We start from the raw sequence: 20,059 nt of genomic DNA, 5'->3' as shown, positions 1-20,059 counted from the left end.
GTCATTTACTCCAAAACCGCACTCAGCGATAAACCGGGAAGTCCGCGCACAGGGCCGATACCTGACGAGCGACATTGGCCTCGACATCGGCGTCGCCGAGGTGGTCGAGGATGTCGCAGATCCAGCCGGCCAGCTCCACGCACTGGGTAACCTTGAAGCCGCGGGTGGTCACCGCCGGGGTGCCGATACGCAGGCCGGAGGTCACGAACGGCGACTGTGGATCGTTCGGGACAGCGTTCTTGTTCACGGTGATGTGGGCGCGGCCCAGGGCGGCGTCCGCATCCTTGCCGGTGAGGCCCTGACGGATCAGGCTGACCAGGAACAGGTGGTTGTCGGTGCCGCCGGACACTACATCGTAGCCGCGTTTGATAAATACGCCGGCCATGGCCTGGGCGTTCTCGATCACTTGCTGCTGGTAGGCCTTGAAGCCAGGCTCCAGCGCTTCCTTGAAGCACACCGCCTTGCCGGCGATCACGTGCATCAGCGGGCCGCCCTGGGCGCCAGGGAATACCGCGGCGTTGAGTTTCTTCTCGATTTCTTCGTTGGCCTTGGCCAGGATCAGGCCGCCACGCGGACCGCGCAGGGTCTTGTGGGTGGTGGTGGTGACCACGTCGGCGTAAGGCAGCGGGTTCGGGTACAGGCCAGCGGCGACCAGACCGGCGACGTGAGCCATGTCGACGAACAGCAGCGCGCCGACCTTATCCGCGATCTGGCGGAAGCGTGGGAAGTCGAGGGTCTTGGAATAGGCCGAGAAGCCAGCGACGATCATCTTCGGCTTGTGCTCGACGGCCAGGCGCTCGACTTCGTCGTAGTCGATCAGCCCGGTGTTGGTGTCGATGCCGTACTGCACGGCGTTGTACAGCTTGCCCGAGGACGACACCTTGGCGCCGTGGGTCAGGTGGCCGCCATGGGCCAGGCTCATGCCCAGGATGGTGTCGCCGGCTTGCAGCAGGGCCAGGTACACGGCGCTGTTGGCCGAGGAACCGGAGTGCGGCTGGACGTTGGCGTAGTCGGCGCCGAACAGTTGCTTGGCGCGCTCGATGGCCAGGGCCTCGACCTTGTCCACGTGCTCGCAGCCACCGTAGTAACGCTTGCCCGGATAACCTTCGGCGTACTTGTTGGTCAGGCCACTGCCTTGCGCTTGCATCACGCGCTTGCTGGTGTAGTTCTCCGACGCGATCAGCTCGATGTGATCTTCCTGACGTTGCTCCTCGGCATTCATGGCCGCCAGCAGTGCATCGTCATAACCCTGGATTTGGTCTTGCTTGCTGAACATCGCGTCTCTCCCAGCGGCGGCGGTGCGCCTTTCGTCTCGGTGAGGCACGTACCCTGCGGTAGTGCCCTTTGGATGCGATGGTATGACCGGCGCTGACCGGTCAAATGCCTATGGACGCCACGCAAAGGTGCGTTTACGACATGGCCTGGCGCAGAGAGACAAATGCTTCCCGGCGCCACAAGCCGAAGGCTCTATATCCACGGCTTGCCCCGGACCGCAAGCCGCTGGTGCCGACCAGTGGCGCTGCAGGTTTCCTGCTCGCACGTCGCCGAGCCTGCGAGGCTGCGCTCGAGGACGCAGTCCTCGCAAAACCTGAGCACGCGATATGCCTGGAAGAACAGGTTGCCTGGTTTTACGACCGCTTCGCGGCCGATCGCAGCCTCGCGGGCTCGGCAGCGGCTACAGGGCCACAGCGACAATGCTCGCCATCAGGCCAGGAGATTGCGCAGCGCCAGCAGCAGGAGAAAATGCCCGGGGTACAGGAGATAGGCCCAGCGCCGCATCGGTGGCGGCGAAAAACCGCGCAACCGCCGCAGGATCGCCAGCCCCAGCCACGGCGCCAATACGCAGGTGACCAAGGCCCAGGCCGCCACCGGGTTGCCCTGGCGCGCCGCCGGCAGCAGGCTTTCCCACTGATTGGCCGCCAGGCACAGCAACCCCGGCAGCAGCGCCCAGTACCAGCGGCGCTGCAGCACTATTAACAGCGCCAGCGGCAGCAATACGCCAAACAGGCCGAACATCAGGTAGCGGTCGAACAGCCCGCCCAGCAAGGCCGCGACGATCCCCAGCCACAGCGCCAGGCCACCGCGGCGCTGCCAGGCACGGGCCACCAGCAGGCCCAGGGCCAGGGTCGGCAGCACATTCAGGGTGTCGGGGTCGGGAATGTACAGCCGGTACGGCACTTCGCTGAGCAGGCTGAACAGCAGCAGCCAGCCCAGGTAACGCCATTGCCCCGCACCCTCGCGCTCCACCGCGCCGGCCCGCGCCACATTGGCCGCCAGCGCCAGGCAGAACCAGGGAAACGCCAGGCGCCCGGGCACATACAGCAGATCGAGGTTCCAGCCGACGTAGCGCAGGTGATCGAGCACCATGCAAAGCAGCGCCAGCCACTTGAGCAGGTCCAGGGCGCCATCGCGCCGGGCGGTCAGCGGGGTCAGCGGGGTCAGCATCGGGTCTGGCATATATCCTCATGGCCTGTGCATTTTTCACCCATAAACAGAGCGTGTGCTCCCCCGTCAATCTTGGGTAAAGTGGCGCTCCACCGATCTCTGCGAGGCCTGCGCTGTCCTGCTGGCCCAGACCTCGTTGCAAACGCTTTACCCAAGAGCTCCTTACCCAGGAGCGCCTTATCCGGAGCCCTTTATCGAAGGACTCCCCTTTCGGACCCTTAGCACGGAAGACGGCCATGACCGACAAGAGCCAACAATTCGCCAGCGACAACTATTCCGGCATTTGCCCCGAGGCCTGGGCGGCCATGGAACAGGCCAATCGCGGCCACGAACGCGCCTACGGCGACGACCAGTGGACCGCACGCGCCGCCGATTATTTCCGCAAACTGTTCGAGACCGACTGCGAGGTGTTCTTCGCTTTCAACGGCACCGCCGCCAACTCCCTGGCCCTGTCGTCGCTGTGCCAGAGTTACCACAGCGTCATCTGCTCGGAAACCGCCCACGTCGAAACCGACGAATGCGGCGCCCCGGAATTCTTCTCCAACGGCTCCAAGCTGCTGATCGCCGGCACCGAGAACGGCAAGCTGACCCCGGACTCGATCCGCGACATCGCCCTCAAGCGCCAGGACATCCACTATCCCAAGCCACGGGTGGTGACCCTGACCCAGGCCACCGAAGTCGGCAGCGTCTACACCCCGGAAGAAATCCGCGCCATCAGCGCCACCTGCAAGGAGCTGGGGCTGAACCTGCACATGGACGGCGCGCGGTTCTCCAACGCCTGCGCCTTCCTCGGCTGCTCGCCCGCCGACCTGACCTGGAAAGCCGGGGTCGACGTGCTGTGCTTCGGCGGCACGAAAAACGGCATGGCGGTGGGCGAGGCGATCCTGTTCTTCAACCACAAGCTGGCCGAAGACTTCGACTACCGCTGCAAACAGGCCGGCCAGTTGGCCTCGAAGATGCGTTTTCTGTCGGCGCCGTGGGTCGGCCTGCTGGAAAACGACGCCTGGCTCAAATACGCCCGCCACGCCAACCATTGCGCACAGTTGCTGGCCGAGCTGGTGGCGGACATTCCTGGGGTGGAACTGATGTTCCCGGTGCAGGCCAACGGCGTGTTCCTGCAACTCTCGGAACCGGCCATCGCCGCGCTGACCGCCAGGGGCTGGCGCTTCTACACCTTCATCGGTAAAGGCGGCGCGCGCTTCATGTGCTCGTGGGACACCGAAGAAGCGCGGGTCCGCGAACTGGCCGCGGACATTCGCCAGGTCATGGCCGGCTAAGCGCCTTCGCCGGCCCGCTGCTTCCTGTCGCGACCAGAAGCGGCGGGCCGGCGCTGCGTGACATCAGTTCACAGATTCCTGAACTGATTATTTCCCTCCACTGATTCAACATCACAGGCGTATATCCGAGACTCCGGGGTCAATTTATAAAAACAAGGCAATCCCCCATGACCAGCCTGCCCGCGGCAACGGAAAAAGCCCCGTCACCCAGCCTCAAGATCGAAACCCGTTCCATCGACTACGTGCCGCGCCACGAGCGCCACGGCAAGGTCTGGCACCAGGGACCGTTCTGGTTCACCGGCAACTTTGTCCTGACCACCATGGTCACCGGCTTCACCGGCGCCGCCCTCGGCCTGAGCCTGCACTACTCGATCCTGGCCATCGTCCTCGGCGTCTGCCTGGGCACCTTCTGCATGGCCTTCCACGCCAACCAGGGACCCCGCATGGGCCTGCCGCAGATGATCCAGTCGCGGGCGCAATTCGGCCTGCGCGGCGCCATCGTGCCGTTCACCGCCGTGGTCTTCGTCTACATCGGCTTCAACGTGTTCAACGTGATCCTCGCCACCGATGCGATCAACACTGTGGTACCCGGCGCGCGGGCGCCCTGGTACAGCCTGATGATCATCCTCGCGGTGATCATCGCCGTGGTCGGCCATGACCTGCTGCACGCCGTACAGCGCTGGCTGACCTACATCATGATCAGCGTGTTCAGCGTACTGACCGTCAGCGCGCTGATGACCCTGCAGGCCGATGCCGCCGTGGCCGACGCGCATTTTTCCTGGTCGGCCTTCCTGATCCAGCTGTCGGCGGCCGCCGGCTACCAGATCAGCTACTCGGTGTATGTCTCGGATTACTCGCGCTACCTGCCGCACAAGACCTCGTCGCGCCAGGTGATTTTCTGGACCTACCTGGGCGCCGCGGGTTCGGCGCTGTGGCTGATGTCCCTGGGTGCCTTCCTGGCGTCCGCCCTGCCGTCCCCGGACGCCATCGGCAGCGTCCGCGAAGTCGGCAACCAGATGATCCCGGGCTTCGGCACCTTCACCGTGCTGATCGCCGTGCCCGCCCTGGTCGGCATCATGGCGGTCAACTGCTACGGCGCGATGCTCACCGGCATCAGTGCCATCGACGGTTTCCTGCAGATCCAGCCGAACCTCAAGAGCCGGGTGGTGGGCATTGCCCTGGTGGCGGTGGTGATTTTCCTGATCGCCATGAACATCCCCGACAGCTACCTGGCGAGCTTCAACACCTTCGTGCTGCTGATGCTGTATTTCCTGGTGCCCTGGACCGCGGTCAACCTGGCGGACTTCTACGTGGTGCGCAAAGGTCACTACGCCATCAGCGACATCTTCAACCCGGCCGGCATTTATGGCCGCTGGGCCATGCCTGGGCTGGTCGCCTATTTCCTCGGCCTGATCGCAATGATTCCGTTCATGTCCCTGAGCTTCTACCAGGGCCCGGTTTCCCGGGCGCTGGAGGGCGCGGACATTGCCTTTGTCATCGGCCTGGCCGTGGCCGGCGTGGCTTACTGGGCGCTGACCCGTGGCCTGGACCTGGATGCCGAGCGCCTGGCGATCCAGGCCAGCGAACGCCAACTGGAAGGAGTCGGCCAATGACTGGACCGCATACCCTGAACGTCGCCTGCCAACAGCTCGCCCCGCGGGTGGGCGAGCTCGACTACAACCGTGACCTGGGCCAGCGGGCCATTCGCGAGGCCGCCGCCGAGGGCGCCCAGGTGGTGGTGCTGCCGGAACTGGTGCAAAGCGGCTATGTGTTCGCCGACCGGCAAGAGGCGCTGGCGCTGTCCGAGCCCCTCGACGGGCCGACATTGACCCTGTGGAAGGCCCTGGCTGCGGAACTGCAGGTGGTGATCGTCGGCGGCTTCTGCGAGCGCCTGAATGCCGGGCAAGTGGCCAACAGCGCCGCGCTGGTCGAGCCCGAAGGGCGGGTGACGGTGTATCGCAAGGCCCATCTGTGGGACCGGGAGAAGCTGGTATTCACGGTCGGCGACCAGCCGCCACCGGTGGTCGAGACCCGTTTTGGCGCGATCGCGATGCTGATCTGCTACGACCTGGAGTTCCCGGAATGGGTACGCCTGCCCGCGCTGGCCGGCGCCGCCCTGCTCTGCGCCCCGGTCAACTGGCCGGACGGGCCGCGCCCCGCGGGCGAGCGCCCGGCGGAAATGGTCCGGGTCCAGGCCAACGCCGCGGTCAACCGCATGTTCATCGCCGCCTGCGACCGCTGCGGCGACGAGCGTGGCGTGGCCTGGGTCGGCGGCTCGCTGATCGTCGACGCCGACGGTTATCCGCTGGCCGGCAGCACCCGTCATCCCCAGCAGCAACTGCTGCTGGCGGAGCTGCCCCTGGCGGACGCCCGGCACAAACACATCAGCGCCCATAACCACGTGCACCTGGATCGCCGTCCGGCGCTGTACTGAGTCCTCCCCCTGCCGCGGGCAAGGCCCGCGGCCCAGCGCCTTTTCGCCCCCGCCCCGCACACGCGCCAGACATGAACTAGATTGACTGGCGAGCCGCTGTACCCGCTCGGATAACGACAATAATCAGGAGCGTCTCCATGTCCTTACAAGGCAAGACCCTGTTCATCACCGGCGCCAGTCGTGGCATCGGCCGCGAGATCGCCCTGCGGGCGGCGCGGGACGGGGCCAATATCGTGATCGCGGCGAAAAGCGCCGACCCTCATCCCAAGCTGCCCGGCACCATCTTCAGCGTGGCCCGCGAGGTCGAGGCGCTGGGGGGCAAGGCCCTGGCCCTGCAAGTGGACGTGCGTGACGAAGAGGTGGTGCGCCAGGCCCTGGCCAAGGCCGCCGAGCAGTTCGGCGGCATCGATGCGCTGGTCAACAATGCGGGGGCAATCAAGCTGACCGGGGTGCAACACATCGAGCTCAAGCGCTTCGACCTGATGCACCAGATCAACACCCGCGCCGTGCTGCTGTGCAGCCAGGCGGCCCTGCCCTACCTGAAAAGCAGCGGCGGCCACATTCTCAACCTGTCGCCGCCGCTGAACCTGGCGAGCAAATGGTTCGCCCAGTACAGCCCCTACACCGTGACCAAATACGGCATGAGCATGCTGACCCTGGGCATGAGCGAGGAATTCAAGAACTACGGCATCAGCGTCAACTCGCTGTGGCCGCAGACCATGATCGCCACCGCCGCCATCGAGTTCCAGCTGGGTTCACGCGAGTCGTTCAAGCATGCGCGCACGCCTGCGATCATGGCCGACGCGGCCCACACGATCCTCTCCAGCAGCCAGCGCCGCATCACCGGACGCTTGCTGATCGACGAGGAAATACTGCGCGAACAGGGGGTGAGCGATTTCGCCCATTACCGCTTCGATCCCGACAGCAGCGAAGCGCTGATGACGGATCTGTTTATCGATTGAAAAAACGCAGGGCGCCAATCGCGAGCAAGCTCGCTCCTACAGGTCAGGTGCAGAACCTGTAGGAGCGAGCTTGCTCGCGATGAACGATAACGCGATCCCAAGCCACGCCCGGGACCGGAAACGTTCGCTCAATACTCGACCCGCACATCCCCCTTCGGAACGCTGCAGCAGGACAGGATGTAGCCTTCGGCTTCGTCTTCCTCGGTGATGCCACCGTTGTGGTCCATCTCCACTTCACCGCCCAGCTTGAGCACCTTGCAGGTGCCGCAGATGCCCATGCCGCAGGCCTTGGGGATCATCAGGCCAAGCTTGGCCGCGGCGGCATGGACAGTCTCGCCCGGCGCCACGCGGATGCTCTTGCCGGAAGCGGTGAACTCCACCTGGTGCAGGTCGGCGACGTCGATTTCCGGCGCCTCGGCGGCCTGTTCGGCCTGTTCCACGGCGTCGGCACGGGCTTCCGGTGGCGTCGCGCCGAAGGATTCCTCGTGGTAGCGCGACATGTCGAAGCCACTGGCCTCGAGCAGGCGCTTGACCGCGTTCATGTAAGGGGTCGGGCCGCAGCAGAACACCTCGCGCTCGAGGAAGTCCGGCGCCATCAGCTCCAGCATCTTGTGGTTCAGGTAGCCGCGATAACCGGCCCAGGGCTCGCCCAGGCCATGTTTCTCGCAGATCAGGTGCAGGCTGAAGTTGTCGATCCGCGACGCCATGTGCTCCAGCTCGCGGTGATAAATGATGTCCTTCGGCGAGCGCGCGCTGTGGATAAACACCATGTCGACATTGCCGTTGGTGTCGTAGAACCAGCGCGCCATGGACATCACCGGCGTGATGCCGACGCCGCCGCTGAGGTACAGGACTTTCGGGCTCGGGAAGTCGATGGCGTTGAACAGCCCCACCGGCCCGTGCACCGCCAGCTCCTGGCCTTCATGCAGGGTGTCGTGCAGCCAGTTGGACACCTTGCCGCCAGGGACGCGCTTGATGGTCACCGAGAAGCTGTAGGGCACCGAGGGCGAGCTGGAAATGGTGTAGGAACGCATGATCGGCTGGCCTTCGATCTCCAGCTCCAGGGTGACGAACTGCCCCGGCTTGAAGAAGAACATGATCGGCTGGTCGGCCATGAAACAGAAGGTGCGCACGTCCCAGGTTTCCTGGATGACTTTGACGCAACGGACGATGTGTCGGCCATTGGCCCAGGTCTGGGTGGTTACCGGGTTCAGGAAGTTGTTGGACATGCTGATCTCCACGGCCGACTGCCGGCCTTTATGGTGGCGATTGTGCGCAGGCCCATAAACACCCATTTACCTATCTGCGACATTCACATACTTATCGCGACCAGCCCCCAACCACCGGGGCTTGCGCGTCGGGAACAGATTGGGCCATGTCGCCCATGGATAAGGTTCTGGACCGCGCCGGCCCCACACTCGCCTCAACTGATAACCGCTGATTTTCTTTCAGCCTTGCGTAGCAACCGTAGTCACTTTCGCCGGCCACACAGATGGCCATGAGGACCAAAACGATGGACGTCACCGCAACCCTGAGCCTGGGCGATCCGCTGGAACCCGCACGCAAGGCCACCGCACAAATGCTCCAAGAACGCGAGCGGACCTTTTCCCTGCCGCAGCCGTTCTATTGCGACGAGCGCCTGTTCGATATCGACATGCAGGAGATCTTCCAGAAGGAATGGCTGATCGCCGGCATGACCTGCGAGATTCCGACCAAGGGCAACTACATGACCCTGCAGGTCGGCAAGAACCCGATCATCGTGATCCGTGGCGCCGACGGCGTAGTCCATGCCTTCCACAACGTCTGCCGCCACCGCGGTTCGCGCCTGTGCACCAGCGATAAGGGCAAGGTCGCCAAGCTGGTCTGCCACTACCACCAGTGGACCTACGAGCTGGACGGCCGCCTGCTGTTCGCCGGCACCGAGATGGGCGCCGACTTCGACATGAAGCAGTACGGCCTCAAGCCGGTGAACGTGAAGACCGCCGGTGGCTACATCTTCATCAGCCTCGCGGAAAACCCGCCGGCCATCGATGACTTCCTGGCGACCCTGACGCACTACATGGAACCCTACGACATGGAGAACACCAAGGTGGCGGTGCAAACCACCTTGATGGAAAAGGCCAACTGGAAGCTGGTGCTGGAGAACAACCGCGAGTGCTACCACTGCGGCGGTTCACACCCGGAACTGCTGAAGACCCTGCTGGAGTGGGACGACGTCACCGACCCGCGCGCCGACCAGGCGTTCAAGGACCACGTGAGCGCCTGCGCCACCGCCTGGGAAGCCGAGAAGATCCCTTACGCCCACGCCAGCTTCGGCCTGCGTAACCGCATCGTGCGCATGCCGCTGCTCAAGGGCACCGTGTCCATGACCATGGACGGCAAGCAGGGCTGCGCCAAGCTGATGGGCCGGATCAAGAACCCGGACCTGGGCTCGATGCGCATCCTGCACCTGCCGCACTCGTGGAACCACTGCATGGGCGACCACATCATCGTGTTCACCGTATGGCCGATCAGCGCCCAGGAAACCATGGTCACCACCAAGTGGCTGGTGCACAAGGACGCGGTCGAAGGCGTGGACTACGACGTCGAGCGCATGCGCCAGGTGTGGGACGCCACCAACGACCAGGACCGTCGCCTGGCCGAAGAGAACCAGCGTGGCATCAACTCCACGGCCTACCAGCCAGGCCCGTACTCCAAGACCTACGAGTTCGGCGTGGTCAACTTCGTGGACTGGTACAGCGAGCGCATGCTGAGCAACCTCGGCGCCGAACCGGCTCCGTACCTCAAGGGCGTGCCGGTTCACGGCTGACCCCGAGTCCTTGCTCGCGATGACCGCGACACGGTGCATCTGCCACACCGGGTTATCGTTCATCGCGAGCAAGCTTCGCTCCTACCAGGACGAAGTCGCTGTACAAAATCTGATCTACCCCCTTCCCGGCCATGGCCGACAAGGCCCCCAGCCTTCCGCGAACAAGTTATCCACATCTCCACCCACAGCAAATGTGGGCAACTCGGCGTTCAGCCGGCGAATTCGTTGGTAGAACCTGAAGAAAATCCGTGACTTATCCAGAAAGGCCTTTTCCATACAGCTTTGATCGTTTTTTGATCATCAGCCTGTAAGCCACGTATTTAAAGGGCCATAGACGAAGGCGAACACCTTATCCACAGAAGCGCCAACAGACTTTGGGGGCAACTTCGCTGTGAAAGGCATCGGGCTGTGGAAAACCGTCGAATAGCGCGAAATATCGAGGCTTCAGTACCGCCGACAGGACAAAACCCCGGAGTTGACTGTTTTTTGATCAACCCTCTGAAAGTCGCTTTTTATAAGGCTCTCAGCGGACAGCGAACATCTTATCCACAAAGAGGCCAACAGACTTTGGGGGCAAGTCGGCAGCAGCAGAGGAGCGAGGGAATTCCTTATCCACAGAAAAACCTTCGGAAAAACCTCGACTTAGCTTGATCATTTTTCGTACAACGCGCTGTAGCGCTTGATTGGCGAGGCTTGCAGAGAGGGACGAACATCTTATCCACAGAGGCGCGCACAGGGATTGTGGGTAACCGTGGATGCAGGAGGGGAATCAGTCACAAGCAAGCCGCTCCCCTATAGGAGCGAAGCTTGCTCGCGATAACGGTGGAGCGACAGGCCTGGCCCTAACGGACCACGCCTTCTTCGATCAACAGCTTGAGGATGGCCTCGGCCCCGGCTTCGGCGCTGACGCCCTTGAGCACCTGGCCACCACCGCCGCTGGCCTTGGCAGTCGCGGCTTTCATGCGGTCGGCGCCGCTCTTGGCCTTGATCACTTTCAGGCGCTTGGGCCGGGGTTTGGCCGGTTGCAGGGTGGCGCTGGTGAACAACTCATCGTCGAGCACTTCCACCTGCCGCGCCTGCAGCACCCCGCGTCGGGCCGGGCCGTAGGCACTCTGCCGTGGCTTGGGCGCGGCGTTATCCACAGTGGCGAGGAACGGCAGGCGCACCTTCAGCCGACGGCGCTGGCCACGCGGCAGGGCTTGCAGCACCAGGGCCACGCCACTGTCGATGGATTCCACCTGGGCCAGGCCCACCACCAGCGGCCAGCCGAGGTTTTCCGCCAGCAGGAACGGCAGCATGCCCGAACCTTCGCCGGTTTCCGCCTGGCTGCCGGTGAGCACCACTTGCGCCCCGGCATCGCGCAGATAATCGGTCAGCGCCGGCAGCGCGTCGGCACCGGCCGACTGCTCCAGCACGTGCATCTGTTCCAGGCCCATGCCCAGGTACGCGCGCAGGGCCGGTTCGGCGATATCGCCGGCATGCAGCACCTGCAGCCTGTCCCCGGCCAGTTGCAGCCCCAGCTCGACCGCCCGCGCATCCTGCTCGGCACGCCGTGGCCGGCCGGAAGTCGGGTGGGCGCCGATGGACACCAGGCTGATCACATTAGTACTCATAACCCTATCCTTCCCTTAAGCCGCATCGCGCTTGGCGCCGTTGCGGTAGGCCTCTACCGCCGCGATCAAGGCTTGAAGAAGCTCGGCGCTTTCGCCAATCACCGACAGGTCGGCGCGTTTGATCATGTCGCAGCCCGGATCGAGGTTGATCGCCACCACCTTGTCGCAGGCACCGATGCCCTGCAGGTGCTGGATCGCCCCGGAAATCCCCACCGCCACGTACACCCGGGCGGTAACCCAGGTGCCCGAGGCGCCGACCTGACGGTCGCGGGCCATGAAACCGTCGTCCACCGCCACCCGCGACGCGCCTTCGGTGGCGCCCAGGGCCGCGGCGGTCCTGTGGAAAAGCTCCCAGTCCTTGACCCCGTTGCCGCCGGAGAAAATGAATTCGGCCTCGGCCATGGGAATCGCCGCCGGGTCCACCGCCACCGCGCCCAGGTCTTCGATCCGCGCCAGGCTGCGCGCCACCGTTGTGGATAACTCCACCGGCAGGGCTTCGTGGCGGGTTTCGCTGACCGGCTCGGCGCATTCGGCGGCGGCCAGGATCAAGCGTGCCAGCGGCCGGGCCAGGTCCTGCAAGCCGGCACCGGCACGGCCGATGCACTGCTCGTCCTTGACCTGCCAGACCCGCGTGGCCGGGCGTTCGCCCAGGGCCGCGGCAAAGCGTCGGCCCAGTTCGCCGCCACCGGTACGGCTGTCGGGCAGCAGCCAGTGACGCGGGCCGAACTGGTTATCCACAGCCCGCAGGCCCTGGACCCGTTGTTCCGGTGCATAACCGCTGAATTCGTTGCCTTCCAGCACCAGCAGGCGGTCGACGCCGGCCGTGGCGAAGGCGTTTTCCTTGTGCTCGCCGAACACCACCGCCAGCACCGCGCCGTCCTTGCCGGCCAACTGATGGGCCAGGCCCAGCAAGTCGCGGTCGTGGCTGCTCAGGCGGCCGCCGACCATGTCCGGCACCACGCTGATGTAGAACGCCGGCTGCGCCACCTGATGCAACGGCAGCTGGACTTCGACCGCAGCACTGCGCTTGACCGCCCCGCCCTGCTGGGCGCCGCTGCGGTCGATGCGCTTGATGCCGTTGGGGCCGATGAAACCGACCCCATGGGGGTTCTTGCGGATGATGCCGTTGGGCCCCATCCAGCTGTGCTGCGCCGGCTGCAGGGCCGCGTGCAGCGGGTGCAGGCGGTTACGGGCGATCCATTCGGCCCGCGGGTCGCGGCGGATAATGTCGCTCATCAGTGGGCCTCCGCAGGTTCACGTTTGGCCGGGGTCGCCGGCTTGCCGGGCGCGGCGTCTTCCAGCAAGGCGTCGGCCACCAGTTCGGCAATGTCCTTGATCAGCGGTCGTGGTTCGACCACGCCTTCGAGCATCGCGGTGCATTGTGGACAACCCACGGCCACCAGCTCGGCGCCGGTTTCGCGGATGTCGTCCATGCGCATGTCGGGGATCCGCTGCTTGCCCGGGATGTCGGTGATCGGCGCGCCGCCGCCACCGCCGCAGCAGCGCGAGCGGAAACCGGAACGTTGCATTTCCTTGACCTCGATCCCCAGCGCCCGCAGCACTTCCCGCGGCGCCTCGTACTCGCCGTTGTAGCGGCCCAGGTAGCACGGGTCGTGATAGGTCACGCTGTTGCCTTTGTGCTGGCCCAGATTCAGGGCACCAGCGGTAATCAGCTCGGCCATGTAGGTGCTGTGGTGCTGCACCACGTAGTCGCCACCGAGGGCGCCGTATTCGTTTTTCAGCACATGGAAACTGTGGGGGTCGCAGGTGACGATGCGCTTGAAGCTGTACTTGGCCAGGGTCTGGATATTGCGCTTGGCCAGCAGCTGGAAGGTCGCCTCGTCGCCCAGGCGCCGGGCCACGTCGCCGCTGTCGCGCTCTTCCAGGCCGAGTACCGCGAAGTCGACCTTGGCCGCTTTCAGCACTTTGACGAAGGCGCGCAGGGTGCGCTGGTTGCGCATGTCGAACGCACCGTCGCCAACCCAGAACAGCACGTCGGTGGTCTTCTTCTCGCCCAGCAGCGCCAGGTTGAGGTCCGCCGCCCAGTTCATCCGCCCGCCCGGGGCAAAACCGCCCGGGTTGTCGGTGGCGATCAGGTTTTCCAGGACTTCGGCGCCCTTGTTCGGGGTGGCGCCCTTCTCCAGGGTCAGGTGACGGCGCATGTCGACGATGGCATCGACGTGCTCGATCATCATCGGGCATTCCTCGACGCAAGCGCGGCAAGTGGTGCAGGACCACAGGGTCTCGGCGTCCACCAGGCCGTTGACGATCGGCTGGTGCGGATTGCCGCTGTGTTCGCCAATCGGTTTACCCGGATACGGGCTGCCAGCGAACTTGGCGTCAGTACCGCCCGCCAGGCCAACCACCATGTCCTGGATCAGCTTTTTCGGGTTCAGCGGCTGGCCGGCGGCAAAGGCCGGGCACGCGGCTTCGCATTTACCGCACTGCACGCAGGCGTCGAAGCCCAGCAATTGGTTCCAGGTGAAATCCTTGGGTTTTTCCACGCCCAGCGGCGCATTCGGGTCTTCCAGGTCCAGCGGCTTGAGGCCGGTGGAACGGCCGCCACCGAAGCGTTCGGCGCGGCGGTGCCAGGCCAAATGCAGGGCACCGGCGAAGGCGTGCTTCATCGGGCCGCCCCAGGTCATGCCGAAAAACAGCTCGGACACGCCCCACAACACACCGATGCCGAGGATCACCGCCAGTACCCAGCCACCGAAGTTTTCCGGGAGGATCCCGGCCACCGGCAGGGTCACCAGGAAGAACGACGCCGAGAACGCCAGCAGGCTTTTCGGCAGGCGCATCCACGGGCCTTTCGACAGGCGCGCCGGCGGGTTGCGGCGGCGCAGGTAGACGAAGATCGCGCCGACGAACATCACCGCCGACATCAGCAGCAAGGCGTAGCCGAGGATGCGGTTATGCAGGCCGAAACCGTGCACCAGAATCGCCAGCACGATGGACGCCACCGCGCCACCGGCCGTGGCCACGTGGGTGTTGGCGATGTATTTGTCCCGCGCCACCACATGGTGCAGGTCGACCATGTAGCGCTTGGGCATGGCCAGCAGGCCGCCGATCAGGTCGACCTTGGACGCACGGCCCCGGCGCCACATGGCCACCCGCCGCAACGCGCCCAGGACAGCCAGGCCGATGGCTGCGAACAGCAGGATGGGAAGAAGGGTGTTCAACATGGTGGAGCTCCCAAAGACCTCGGGCTTAACTACCTGGATGACTTGCTCGTCCTCTGTAGGAGCGAGGCTTGCCCGCGAAGACGTGCTGACATTCACCGTGGATGTCGGCAGATCCATTGCTTTCGCGGGCAAGCCTCGCTCCTACAGGGTTATCCACAAGCGCTTAGAAATCCTTGCAGATCCGCAGGGCGTCATAGATGGCCGCGTGGGTGTTGCGCTGCGCCACGCAGTCACCGATGCGGAACAGCAGATAACCGTCGCCCGCCTGGCTCAACGAAGGCTGTGGCTTGATCGCGAACAGCGCTTCGACGTCGACCTGGCCCTTGTTGCGCGAACCTTCCTTGAGCGCGTAGTAGATCGCTTCGTCAGGCCGCACGCCGTTCTCCACCACTACCTGGTCGACCACCCGCTCCTCTTTGGCGCCGGTGTATTCGTTCTCCAGCACCGCCACCAGCTTGTCGCCTTCGCGGTAGACCTTTTCCAGCATCATGTCGCCGGTCATGATCACTTCTTTGGGGTACATGCTGCGGTAGTAGGTCGGGAAGGACGTACCGCCGATGGCCACGCCCGGCTTGATGTCGTCGGTGACGATCTCGACCTGGCTGCCCTTGTCGGCGAGGAAGTCGGCCACCGACATGCCGGTGAACTCGCAAATGGTGTCGTAGACCAGCACGTTCTTGCCCGGCGCGACCTTGCCGTCGAGCACGTCCCAGCTGCTGACCACCAGCCCTTCGGCGGCGCCCCAGTGCTCGTTCTGCTCGAGGAACGGATGCCCGCCGACGGCCAGCACCACGATGTCCGGACGCAGGTCGAGGATGGTCTCGGCATCGGCTGCGGTGCCCAGGCGCAGGTCGACCTTCAGCCGTGCCAGCTCCAGCTGGTACCAGCGGGTGATACCGGCGATCTGGTCGCGTTGCGGCGCTTTCGCGGCGGTGGTGATCTGCCCGCCGATGGCCTCTTTCTTCTCGAACAGGGTCACGTCATGGCCCCGTTCGGCCGCCACCCGTGCCGATTCCATGCCGGCAGGGCCGGCACCGACCACCACCACCTTGCGTTTCGGCCCGGTGGATTTCTCGATGATGTGCGGCACGCCCAGGTATTCACGGGAGGTCGCAGCGTTCTGGATGCACAGCACGTCCAGGCCCTGGTACTGGCGGTCGATGCAGTAGTTGGCGCCCACGCACTGCTTGATCTGATCGATCTGGCCCATCTTGATCTTGGCGATCAGGTGCGGGTCGGCAATGTGCGCGCGGGTCATGCCGACCATGTCGACGTAACCGCCTTCCAGGATACGGGTAGCCTGGTTCGGGTCCTTGATGTTCTGCGCATGCAGCACCGGAACCTTGACCACTTCCTTGATCCCGGCAGCCAGGTGCAGGAACGGCTCCGGTGGATAACTCATGTTCGGAATCACGTTGGCCAGGGTGTTGTGGGTGTCGCAACCCGAACCCACGACGCCGATGAAATCGAGCATGCCGGTGTCGTCGTAATACTTGGCGATCTGCTTCATGTCCTCATGGGACAGGCCGTCCGGGTGGAACTCGTCACCGCAGATACGCATGCCCACGCAGAAATCGTCGCCGACTTCGGCGCGCACTGCCTTGAGCACTTCCAGGCCGAACTTCATCCGGCCTTCGAAGCTGCCGCCCCATTCGTCGGTCCGCTTGTTGACCCGCGGGCTCCAGAACTGGTCGATCATGTGCTGGTGCACGGCGGACAGCTCGACGCCGTCCAGGCCGCCGGCCTTGGCCCGGCGCGCGGCCTGGGCGTAGTTGCCGATCACCCGCCAGATCTCTTCCGGCTCGATGGTCTTGCAGGTGGCGCGGTGCACCGGTTCGCGGATGCCCGACGGCGACATCAGGGTCGGCCAGTTGAAACCGTCCCAGCGCGAGCGGCGGCCCATGTGGGTAATCTGGATCATGATCTTGGCACCATGCTTGTGCATGGCGTCGGCCAGGTTCTGGAAGTGCGGAATGATGCGGTCGGTGGACAGGTTCACCGAGCTCCACCATTCCTGCGGGCTGTCGATGGCCACCACGGACGAGCCGCCACAGATCGCCAGGCCGATACCGCCCTTGGCTTTCTCTTCGTAATACTTCACGTAGCGGTCGGTGGTCATGCCGCCGTCGGTGGCGTAGACCTCGGCGTGCGCGGTGCTGAGCACCCGGTTGCGGATGGTCAGTTTGCCGATCTGGATCGGCTGGAACATCGCTTCGAAAGCCATTTTTCTTAACTCCGCTTACAACGGCTTGACGGTGAACAGGCCATCGTCGTGGCCTTCTTCGGAACCGCCGTAGACCTGTTCGGCGACGGTGCGGATCTTGCTACCGCGGGCGGCCAGAATCTGGTCCATGGCGCCGGCGAACCAGCCGGTGAACATGTAGTCGACCTTGCGCCCGACCTTGCCGTACACATAGACGAAGGCCGAGTGTTCGAGCTTGACGCTGGCGGTGCCCTTGTCGAGGTCGATGTCCTGGATCTTGAACAGGCCCCAGCCGCGCTGCGACAGGCGCTTCATGTAGTGCTCGAACACCGCGACGCCTTCCAGGCCGTGGCATTCGGCTTCTTTTTCGCACCAGTGCCAGGCGGACTTGTAGCCGGCCTTGTAGAGGATCTCGGCATAGGCCTCGGCGCCCAGCACTTCCTCGATGCCCATGTGGTTGTTGACGAAGAAGTGACGCGGCACGTACAGCATCGGCAGGGCGTCGGAGGTCCAGACACCGGTTTCGCTGTCGACTTCGATGGGCAGTTGCGGGGCGATCTTGGCCATGGGTAAAAACTCCAGAATTCTTTGGATTGGTGCATCTGTAGCCGCCGTCGAAGGCTGCGATAAGGCTCGAAGAGCCTTCCGAGGACCGCAAGAACGCGTCTCCTTCGGAGCCGATCGCAGCCTTCGGCAGCGGCTACTGGTGTGTGCAGTGGAAGGTTGGCGTTATTCGCCCCAGACGTCCTTGAGGACGTTGACCCAGTTCTCGCCCATGATCTTGCGCACCACACGCTCGGAGTGACCGCGCTTGAGCAGGGTCTCGGTGAGGTTGGGGAACTCGCCCACGGTGCGGATGCCCAGCGGGTTGATGATCTTGCCGAAGTTGGTCAGGCGACGGGCGTAGCCCTTGTCGTGGGTCAGGTATTCGAAGAAGTCCTGGCCATGGCCCTGGGTGAAGTCGGTGCCGATGCCGATGGCGTCTTCGCCGACGATGTTCATGGTGTATTCGATGGCTTCGGCGTAGTCGTCGATGGTCGAATCGATGCCCTTGGCCAGGAACGGCGCGAACATGGTCACGCCGACGAAACCACCGTGGTCGGCGATGAATTTCAGTTCTTCATCGGACTTGTTGCGCGGGTGCTCCTTGAGGCCCGACGGCAGGCAGTGGGAATAGCAGACCGGTTTCTTCGATTCGAGGATGACTTCCTCGCTGGTCTTGGAGCCGACGTGGGACAGGTCGCACATGACGCCGACGCGGTTCATCTCGGCGACGATCTCGCGACCGAAGCCCGACAGGCCGCCGTCGCGCTCGTAGCAGCCGGTACCCACCAGATTCTGGGTGTTGTAGCACATCTGCACGATACCCACGCCCAGCTGCTTGAACACCTCGACGTAGCCGATCTGGTCTTCGTAGGCGTGGGCATTCTGGAAGCCGAAAAGGATGCCGGTCTTGCCCAGCTCCTTCGCCTTGCGGATGTCGGCGGTGGTGCGCACCGGCATCACCAGGTCGCTGTTCTCGCGGATCAGCTTCTGGCTGGAGGCAATGTTGTTGACCGTGGCCTGGAAGCCCTCCCACACCGACACGGTGCAGTTGGCCGCGGTCAGGCCGCCTTTACGCATGTCTTCGAACAGCTCACGGTTCCACTTGGCAATGATCAGCCCGTCGATAACGATGCTGTCGGCGTGCAATTCGGCTGGGCTCATCAGGCAGTCCCCTTATTGGCAATTCATGCGCCGAATCGTCTGCCGGCGCTTTGGGGTCAGCATATGCCTCGGTGCCCGGGCAGCCGGGTGCAAAAACGACAGGGGAATTGCCGAAAGCGTCAATCCGCGACAAAGGGTCTGCCAGGCGTCCCTTGCCCCATCTGTTCTTTGTCATGCGCATGGGCCAGAATCCGCCGCATCACTGGATTAGAGGGGGCTGCGACGCAATGAAATCGATCTTCCTGGCTTTGGCACTGCTGGCGACTGGCGCACAGGCGGCTGAAGAAGCCGACAACTCCCCGTGCGACAGCGTCGAACAGGACCAACAGACTCTGGAATGCGCCACTTTCAACAAAACCACCGCCGAGCAACTGCTGAGCGACAACCTGCAGGGCCTGCTCGAACGCCTGGGCACGCAATACGGCAGCGACAAGGCGCAGCTGGCCGACATCACCGCCAAGGTCCAGAACGCCCAGCAGCTGTGGCAGAAACAGCGCGACGCCGACTGCGCCATCGACACCTTCCCCGCCAAACCCGGCAGCAAGGCCTACGCCATTGCCCAGGCCGATTGCCTGGCGCGCATGAGCGATGAGCGGTCGGAGTTTCTGGAGTCGATCGGGCAGGAATAGGCCCGACCGATGCCTCTGCGGCAACCGTCATGACGTCATCGCGAGCAAGCTCGCTCCTACAGGTATGGCGCAACGCCTGTAGGAGCGAGCTTGCTCGCGAAAATCCCCTGACCTTCCCCTCCCCCCAGCTGTAACAAGCCATGAGCAATACCTGGACAAGGTTCTCGCCTTGGCCCGCAGGCGAATATAAGCAAAGATTGCTTAATCTTATAAAAGGCTTATATTCGTTCATGAACAGCATCCTGTGGACCCGTAAGGCCGTCAAACAACTGCTGCGATTGCACAGCGCCCATCAGGTACAGATCCGCGATGCGGTGACCTTGCTCGGCGACATGCCCGATACCGGCAACGTCAAGGCACTCAGCGGCCACACCTATGCCTACCGCCTGCGAGTGGGCAACTATCGAATCCTGTTCGACTGGGATGGCGCTATCCGAGTGGTCAGTATCCAAGAGGTCAAGAAACGTGACGAACGCACCTACTGACATCCAGATCATCAATGGCACGGACGGCAAGCCGGCGTTCGTGGTGATCCCTTATGCGCACTATGTGGCGCAACAGCAGGAGCCGGACCTGATCCCCCATGACGTGGTCAGCCGCATCGTTGACGGCGCCACGCCGATCCGCGCCTGGCGCGAACACCTGCACCTGACCCAGGACGAGGTCGCCAGGCGCCTGGGCATTTCCCAGTCGGCCTTCGCCCAGCAGGAAAGCGTCGCCAAGCCCCGGCGCGCCACCCGCGAGAAGATCGCCGCGGCCTTTGGCATTCGCGCCGACCAGCTGGAACTGTAAGCT

The 20,059-nt window shown here is 64.0% G+C and carries 17 protein-coding genes; 8 read left to right on the top strand and 9 right to left on the bottom strand.

Annotated features, from left to right (window positions below; translation table 11 throughout):
* Nucleotides 1-22 precede the first annotated feature (22 nt).
* Together glyA and NRG23_RS21830 are read right to left on the bottom strand one after the other, a co-directional pair.
* Entirely contained in the window at nt 23-1,276 is a 1,254-nt protein-coding gene (gene glyA / locus NRG23_RS21835; RefSeq protein WP_009051224.1) for a serine hydroxymethyltransferase, read from the bottom strand.
* A gap of 428 nt (nt 1,277-1,704) precedes the next feature.
* Nucleotides 1,705-2,457: a conjugal transfer protein TraX gene (locus NRG23_RS21830; protein ID WP_257372041.1), complete on the bottom strand. Its 753-nt coding sequence runs from the start codon at nt 2,455-2,457 to the stop codon at nt 1,705-1,707.
* Nucleotides 2,458-2,681: 224 nt separating this feature from the next.
* Between NRG23_RS21830 and NRG23_RS21825 the strand changes: the two genes are divergently transcribed.
* The 4 genes from NRG23_RS21825 to NRG23_RS21810 all read left to right on the top strand — a co-directional run bounded on the left by NRG23_RS21825 (nt 2,682) and on the right by NRG23_RS21810 (nt 7,118).
* Nucleotides 2,682-3,722: a low specificity L-threonine aldolase gene (locus tag NRG23_RS21825; protein WP_009051226.1), complete on the top strand. Its 1,041-nt coding sequence runs from the start codon at nt 2,682-2,684 to the stop codon at nt 3,720-3,722.
* Between the two features lie 167 nt (nt 3,723-3,889).
* Nucleotides 3,890-5,335: a cytosine permease gene (locus NRG23_RS21820; protein ID WP_009051227.1), complete on the top strand. Its 1,446-nt coding sequence runs from the start codon at nt 3,890-3,892 to the stop codon at nt 5,333-5,335.
* Entirely contained in the window at nt 5,332-6,156 is an 825-nt protein-coding gene (locus NRG23_RS21815) for a nitrilase-related carbon-nitrogen hydrolase (protein WP_257372040.1), read from the top strand. The genes NRG23_RS21820 and NRG23_RS21815 overlap by 4 nt, the downstream gene beginning before the upstream one ends.
* A gap of 137 nt (nt 6,157-6,293) precedes the next feature.
* Nucleotides 6,294-7,118, top strand: a complete 825-nt coding sequence (locus NRG23_RS21810; RefSeq protein WP_101283792.1) for an NAD(P)-dependent oxidoreductase — start codon at nt 6,294-6,296, stop codon at nt 7,116-7,118.
* A 128-nt stretch (nt 7,119-7,246) separates the two neighbouring features.
* On the opposite strand, the gene gbcB is transcribed toward NRG23_RS21810, so the two are convergent.
* Nucleotides 7,247-8,347, bottom strand: coding sequence for a glycine-betaine demethylase subunit GbcB (gene gbcB / locus NRG23_RS21805; protein WP_009051230.1), 1,101 nt, complete (start codon nt 8,345-8,347; stop codon nt 7,247-7,249).
* Between the two features lie 284 nt (nt 8,348-8,631).
* On the opposite strand from gbcB, the gene gbcA reads away from it, so the two are divergent.
* A complete protein-coding gene (gene gbcA, locus NRG23_RS21800; protein ID WP_009051232.1) occupies nt 8,632-9,927 on the top strand; it encodes a glycine-betaine demethylase subunit GbcA in 1,296 nt (431 codons plus the stop codon).
* A gap of 842 nt (nt 9,928-10,769) precedes the next feature.
* On the opposite strand, the gene NRG23_RS21795 is transcribed toward gbcA, so the two are convergent.
* The 6 genes from NRG23_RS21795 to NRG23_RS21770 form a co-directional block, all read right to left on the bottom strand.
* On the bottom strand, nt 10,770-11,540 hold the full coding sequence (locus NRG23_RS21795; protein WP_009051233.1) for an electron transfer flavoprotein subunit beta: 771 nt from the start codon (nt 11,538-11,540) through the stop codon (nt 10,770-10,772).
* Between the two features lie 15 nt (nt 11,541-11,555).
* Nucleotides 11,556-12,776, bottom strand: a complete 1,221-nt coding sequence (locus NRG23_RS21790; protein ID WP_257372039.1) for an electron transfer flavoprotein subunit alpha/FixB family protein — start codon at nt 12,774-12,776, stop codon at nt 11,556-11,558.
* On the bottom strand, nt 12,776-14,725 hold the full coding sequence (gene dgcB, locus NRG23_RS21785) for a dimethylglycine demethylation protein DgcB (RefSeq protein ID WP_016704210.1): 1,950 nt from the start codon (nt 14,723-14,725) through the stop codon (nt 12,776-12,778). Before dgcB ends, NRG23_RS21790 begins: the two co-directional genes overlap by 1 nt.
* 163 nt (nt 14,726-14,888) lie before the next feature.
* Entirely contained in the window at nt 14,889-16,949 is a 2,061-nt protein-coding gene (gene dgcA, locus NRG23_RS21780) for a dimethylglycine demethylation protein DgcA (protein WP_038575195.1), read from the bottom strand.
* A 15-nt stretch (nt 16,950-16,964) separates the two neighbouring features.
* Nucleotides 16,965-17,495 (bottom strand): DUF5943 domain-containing protein, encoded by a 531-nt coding sequence (locus NRG23_RS21775; protein ID WP_003228980.1) that lies wholly within the window; start codon nt 17,493-17,495, stop codon nt 16,965-16,967.
* A 162-nt stretch (nt 17,496-17,657) separates the two neighbouring features.
* Nucleotides 17,658-18,635 carry a dipeptidase gene (locus NRG23_RS21770; protein ID WP_007926352.1) on the bottom strand — a complete coding sequence of 326 codons (978 nt, stop codon included), beginning with the start codon at nt 18,633-18,635 and terminating at the stop codon, nt 17,658-17,660.
* Nucleotides 18,636-18,862: 227 nt separating this feature from the next.
* Here NRG23_RS21770 and NRG23_RS21765 point away from each other — a divergent pair, with 227 nt between their 5' ends.
* From NRG23_RS21765 to NRG23_RS21755, 3 genes are all read left to right on the top strand, one after another.
* Nucleotides 18,863-19,264 carry a lysozyme inhibitor LprI family protein gene (locus NRG23_RS21765; RefSeq protein WP_009051237.1) on the top strand — a complete coding sequence of 134 codons (402 nt, stop codon included), beginning with the start codon at nt 18,863-18,865 and terminating at the stop codon, nt 19,262-19,264.
* 230 nt (nt 19,265-19,494) lie between these two features.
* Nucleotides 19,495-19,749, top strand: coding sequence for a type II toxin-antitoxin system RelE/ParE family toxin (locus NRG23_RS21760; protein WP_009051238.1), 255 nt, complete (start codon nt 19,495-19,497; stop codon nt 19,747-19,749).
* Nucleotides 19,688-20,056, top strand: a complete 369-nt coding sequence (locus NRG23_RS21755) for a helix-turn-helix domain-containing protein (RefSeq protein ID WP_110177490.1) — start codon at nt 19,688-19,690, stop codon at nt 20,054-20,056. The genes NRG23_RS21760 and NRG23_RS21755 overlap by 62 nt, the downstream gene beginning before the upstream one ends.
* The last annotated feature ends 3 nt before the right edge of the window (nt 20,057-20,059 follow it).

The organism is Pseudomonas sp. T8 (assembly GCF_024610635.1).
Classification (GTDB): Bacteria; Pseudomonadota; Gammaproteobacteria; order Pseudomonadales; family Pseudomonadaceae; genus Aquipseudomonas; species Aquipseudomonas chlororaphis_I.
The sequence above is the reverse complement of the archived record's forward strand: the minus strand, read 5'-3'. Positions and strand labels throughout refer to the sequence as shown.

Bases quoted from the DNA above. Each gene is read 5' to 3' on its own strand.
- glyA (WP_009051224.1), bottom strand. From the start codon at position 1,276: ATGTTCAGCAAGCAAGACCAAATCCAGGGTTATGACGATGCACTGCTG.
- NRG23_RS21790 (WP_257372039.1), bottom strand. From the start codon at position 12,776: ATGAGCGACATTATCCGCCGCGACCCGCGGGCCGAATGGATCGCCCGT.
- NRG23_RS21795 (WP_009051233.1), bottom strand. From the start codon at position 11,540: ATGAGTACTAATGTGATCAGCCTGGTGTCCATCGGCGCCCACCCGACT.
- NRG23_RS21830 (WP_257372041.1), bottom strand. From the start codon at position 2,457: ATGCCAGACCCGATGCTGACCCCGCTGACCCCGCTGACCGCCCGGCGC.
- NRG23_RS21770 (WP_007926352.1), bottom strand. From the start codon at position 18,635: ATGAGCCCAGCCGAATTGCACGCCGACAGCATCGTTATCGACGGGCTG.
- dgcA (WP_038575195.1), bottom strand. From the start codon at position 16,949: ATGGCTTTCGAAGCGATGTTCCAGCCGATCCAGATCGGCAAACTGACC.
- NRG23_RS21775 (WP_003228980.1), bottom strand. From the start codon at position 17,495: ATGGCCAAGATCGCCCCGCAACTGCCCATCGAAGTCGACAGCGAAACC.
- NRG23_RS21755 (WP_110177490.1), top strand. From the start codon at position 19,688: ATGGCGCTATCCGAGTGGTCAGTATCCAAGAGGTCAAGAAACGTGACG.
- gbcB (WP_009051230.1), bottom strand. From the start codon at position 8,347: ATGTCCAACAACTTCCTGAACCCGGTAACCACCCAGACCTGGGCCAAT.
- NRG23_RS21820 (WP_009051227.1), top strand. From the start codon at position 3,890: ATGACCAGCCTGCCCGCGGCAACGGAAAAAGCCCCGTCACCCAGCCTC.
- NRG23_RS21760 (WP_009051238.1), top strand. From the start codon at position 19,495: ATGAACAGCATCCTGTGGACCCGTAAGGCCGTCAAACAACTGCTGCGA.
- NRG23_RS21810 (WP_101283792.1), top strand. From the start codon at position 6,294: ATGTCCTTACAAGGCAAGACCCTGTTCATCACCGGCGCCAGTCGTGGC.
- NRG23_RS21765 (WP_009051237.1), top strand. From the start codon at position 18,863: ATGAAATCGATCTTCCTGGCTTTGGCACTGCTGGCGACTGGCGCACAG.
- NRG23_RS21815 (WP_257372040.1), top strand. From the start codon at position 5,332: ATGACTGGACCGCATACCCTGAACGTCGCCTGCCAACAGCTCGCCCCG.
- dgcB (WP_016704210.1), bottom strand. From the start codon at position 14,725: ATGTTGAACACCCTTCTTCCCATCCTGCTGTTCGCAGCCATCGGCCTG.
- NRG23_RS21825 (WP_009051226.1), top strand. From the start codon at position 2,682: ATGACCGACAAGAGCCAACAATTCGCCAGCGACAACTATTCCGGCATT.
- gbcA (WP_009051232.1), top strand. From the start codon at position 8,632: ATGGACGTCACCGCAACCCTGAGCCTGGGCGATCCGCTGGAACCCGCA.